This window comes from Endozoicomonas sp. ALE010, from assembly GCF_049310165.1.
GTDB lineage: Bacteria > Pseudomonadota > Gammaproteobacteria > Pseudomonadales > Endozoicomonadaceae > Endozoicomonas.
In genome coordinates, this window is record NZ_JBLYNV010000155.1 from 1 (window position 1) to 2,674 (window position 2,674).

4 protein-coding genes are annotated in these 2,674 nt (G+C 45.7%); 2 read left to right on the forward strand and 2 right to left on the reverse strand.

What is annotated here, in order from left to right:
- Positions 1–344: 344 nt before the first annotated feature.
- On the reverse strand, positions 345–545 hold the full coding sequence (locus ACO6UY_RS24315; protein ID WP_422460280.1) for a transcriptional regulator: 201 nt from the start codon (positions 543–545) through the stop codon (positions 345–347).
- A gap of 207 nt (positions 546–752) precedes the next feature.
- Here ACO6UY_RS24315 and ACO6UY_RS24320 point away from each other — a divergent pair, with 207 nt between their 5' ends.
- A complete protein-coding gene (locus ACO6UY_RS24320) occupies positions 753–1,331 on the forward strand; it encodes a LexA family protein (RefSeq protein ID WP_422460282.1) in 579 nt (192 codons plus the stop codon).
- A gap of 4 nt (positions 1,332–1,335) precedes the next feature.
- Here ACO6UY_RS24320 and ACO6UY_RS24325 read toward each other — a convergent pair whose 3' ends face one another.
- The gene (locus tag ACO6UY_RS24325) at positions 1,336–1,986 is read right to left on the reverse strand and encodes a helix-turn-helix domain-containing protein (protein ID WP_422460284.1); all 651 of its coding nucleotides are present in this window, start codon (positions 1,984–1,986) and stop codon (positions 1,336–1,338) included.
- A gap of 237 nt (positions 1,987–2,223) precedes the next feature.
- On the opposite strand from ACO6UY_RS24325, the gene ACO6UY_RS24330 reads away from it, so the two are divergent.
- The coding region (locus ACO6UY_RS24330) for a hypothetical protein (protein WP_422491627.1) at positions 2,224–2,674 on the forward strand (451 nt) is incomplete at its 3' end.

Here is a 2,674-nt window from a genome sequence, read left to right on the forward strand (position 1 = left end):
AGCCGTTCTTCTTGCCGGGTTTGTCGCCCTCCACATGGAAACGCTGGATTTTACCATCGGCAACAGGAAGCTCGGGACCACGAAGGCCGGCATCGTTCATTGCATGGGCGAACTGCCGGGCAAAGTCAGGCGATGCCCCGAAAAGTATGGCCATGCTTCCCCCTGAAAAATAAATATGTCATGATCAACTCTCTTCCTTGAAAACCCCGTATCCTGTTGGCGCAGTGCGGGGTTTTTCTTTATGTCTACTGGGTATCCGGTGTTAGAGAGGGTGTAGTGAGGGATGTCCTTTGCGGGGAAAAAATAGCCATTAACCCACTATTCATAAACACCTCCTGCCTTATTTAGCCGTAGATATCTGGACGAAGTTCTTGTCGTGTAACTTTTCCATCAGTGGCTGTTACGATTTTTTTGACTAGCTTGTGGCTAGCCATTTTTCGCCCGTGCGCTAAATGGCGCAGGTAAGCCAGGGATGTACCGACATTCTTAGCCAGAGCCCTTTTTTGTTCAGCATTGAGCTGTTTGTAATAAGTTATTAGTTTCATGCTGTAACTGTACCTATTTGGTTTTATTTTTACAAACAAAAAAATCCTTTTTGGATATATACCATAAAGGTACAAACCGTTTTAATATTCCGCATGGATATACAACAAATAAGACGTCACAACGCTCGCTTGCTTGCGGCAACTTTCAAGAGCTTGAGCGCTTTTGCAGATGCAATTGGTCGCACTCACAGTAATGTCAGTCGCTTTATGGGAAAGAATCCCACCAGGGGCATCGGCTCAAAAGTTGCCAGAGAAATTGAAGAGGTATGCGGTAAGCCGATTGGCTGGCTGGATTCTTTTCATGAGTCGGTGCATGACATTAAGACCCTGTCGACATCTGCTGACCTGGTGCTGGCAGGATACGATATTGAAACGGCTCGACACGTCCCTGTACTTTCCTGGGTCCAGGCAGGAGCTTTTTGTGATTCTGGCGGGCCATTCCCTCCCGTTGATGACACCACCGAACATGTAGCCTATTTTGGTCGACTTAGTACCAGTGCTTACGCCCTGGCAGTAAAAGGCGACTCAATGGTGTCGCCGCATAGTGGACAAATGTCTTTTTTACCTGGTTGCAGGATTATTGTTGATCCCGCCAGGGAGGCCATGCCCGGCCATTACGTGATTGTACGAATGCCTGATAGTGATGAGGTAACCTTCAAGCAGCTGGTAAAAGACGGAAGTACCCTCTACCTTAAACCCTTGAATCCTCAGTATGTTACGCAGAAGTTTCCAAGGGATGGTGATATTTGCGGTGTAGTTATTGGTACAACCATGAGCTTTGATTAAAAACTCACTTATGTTTGACGACACTGCCAAGCAGTTCATCAAGCTTTTGTTCAACTTCCACCTGACCGATCTGAATAGCTGACACCTGGTGGTATAAGCGGCTCATAGTTTTCTCAATAGCTGATTGACGCTGACTGATGATCTTCAACTCTTTCAGAAGCTCCTGGGCCATTTCCTTATTGGAAAGTTCATCTCCACCATCACGACCACTTAATAGCCACTCGGCATTGACTTTCAGTTTGTCTGCAATGTCCGGAAGTCTCTTGGTATGGGGTATCGCTTCTCCCTCCAGCCACTTCCGGGCGGCATGCTGGGATATACCAAATAGCTTCCCAAGCTCCATTTGTCTCCCTTTACCTTTTGCAGGAAAACCGATGTTGTCCAGGGCTTCATTCAGACGCCTGGAAAATTCGCTCCTTTCATCGACCTGCAAGTCAGTGGCGTCAGCTTCTCCAAAGCGGATATGACTTTCAGTAACCCCAAAGACTTTGGCGAAATCCTCCAAATAGCGGGGATTATTTGTCTGACCATTTTCTATTTGGGCGATACTTTGCTGTGTAATTCTACGCCCCGTTAAGGAATGCAATTCCTTTGATAGCTGCTCCTGACTCCAGCTCTTCCCTTCTCTCAACATCTTTATGTTCTGCCCAATCATCGCTTCCTACCTGCCATCTCTACACTTAACTGCTGGTTTTTCTGAACTGTTTTGACGCCTATATAAAAACAGTTAAATCCTTTTCCGTCACCCTTTTCAGATCGTCTACGGCTAATCAAAACCAAGCAGGATTCCATGAATAAAAAAATTTGTACCTATTAGGTATTGACATGAATCCATATTGGATTCACTATTTATTCCAACAACAGCACTATAGTTCGGATCGAGAAGAGAACCATGGACAAAGAAAGGCAGCAGGCTATTTCAAATATTAAATTATTGGCGGAGCAGGAGTTGGAAAACCACAATCAGTTAGTAGAGTTGCGCAAGCAAATTTCAACACTGGAATTGCAACAAAGTGAATTGATCCGTCGAAGCTGCGAGACCAAGAAAAACATCCTGAGCGAGATTCATCAATTCTCCGAATCCCTTTGGCATTGTATTGATACTCAAACAGAAAATGATACTGAAAGAAATTCCCTTTACGACGAAAATCGTCTTCCTGTAAATCTACTCATCGGCAACATCCTGATCGAAATTCCTGAGGACGCCGAAGACGAAAGCGATGTCATCGTCACTGAACTGGAACAACTGGCCAGCCCCTTTGAAACCCTCTCCTCCAAAGAGCTGGCAGTGATGACCGTTGCCCTGGAGAACTACCAGCAACATGCAGAGGGTGACTCCTTCA

Coding starts and splice junctions, on each gene's coding strand:
- ACO6UY_RS24315 (WP_422460280.1), bottom strand. CDS start 545: ATGAAACTAATAACTTATTACAAACAGCTCAATGCTGAACAAAAAAGG.
- ACO6UY_RS24320 (WP_422460282.1), top strand. CDS start 753: ATGGGAAAGAATCCCACCAGGGGCATCGGCTCAAAAGTTGCCAGAGAA.
- ACO6UY_RS24325 (WP_422460284.1), bottom strand. CDS start 1,986: ATGATTGGGCAGAACATAAAGATGTTGAGAGAAGGGAAGAGCTGGAGT.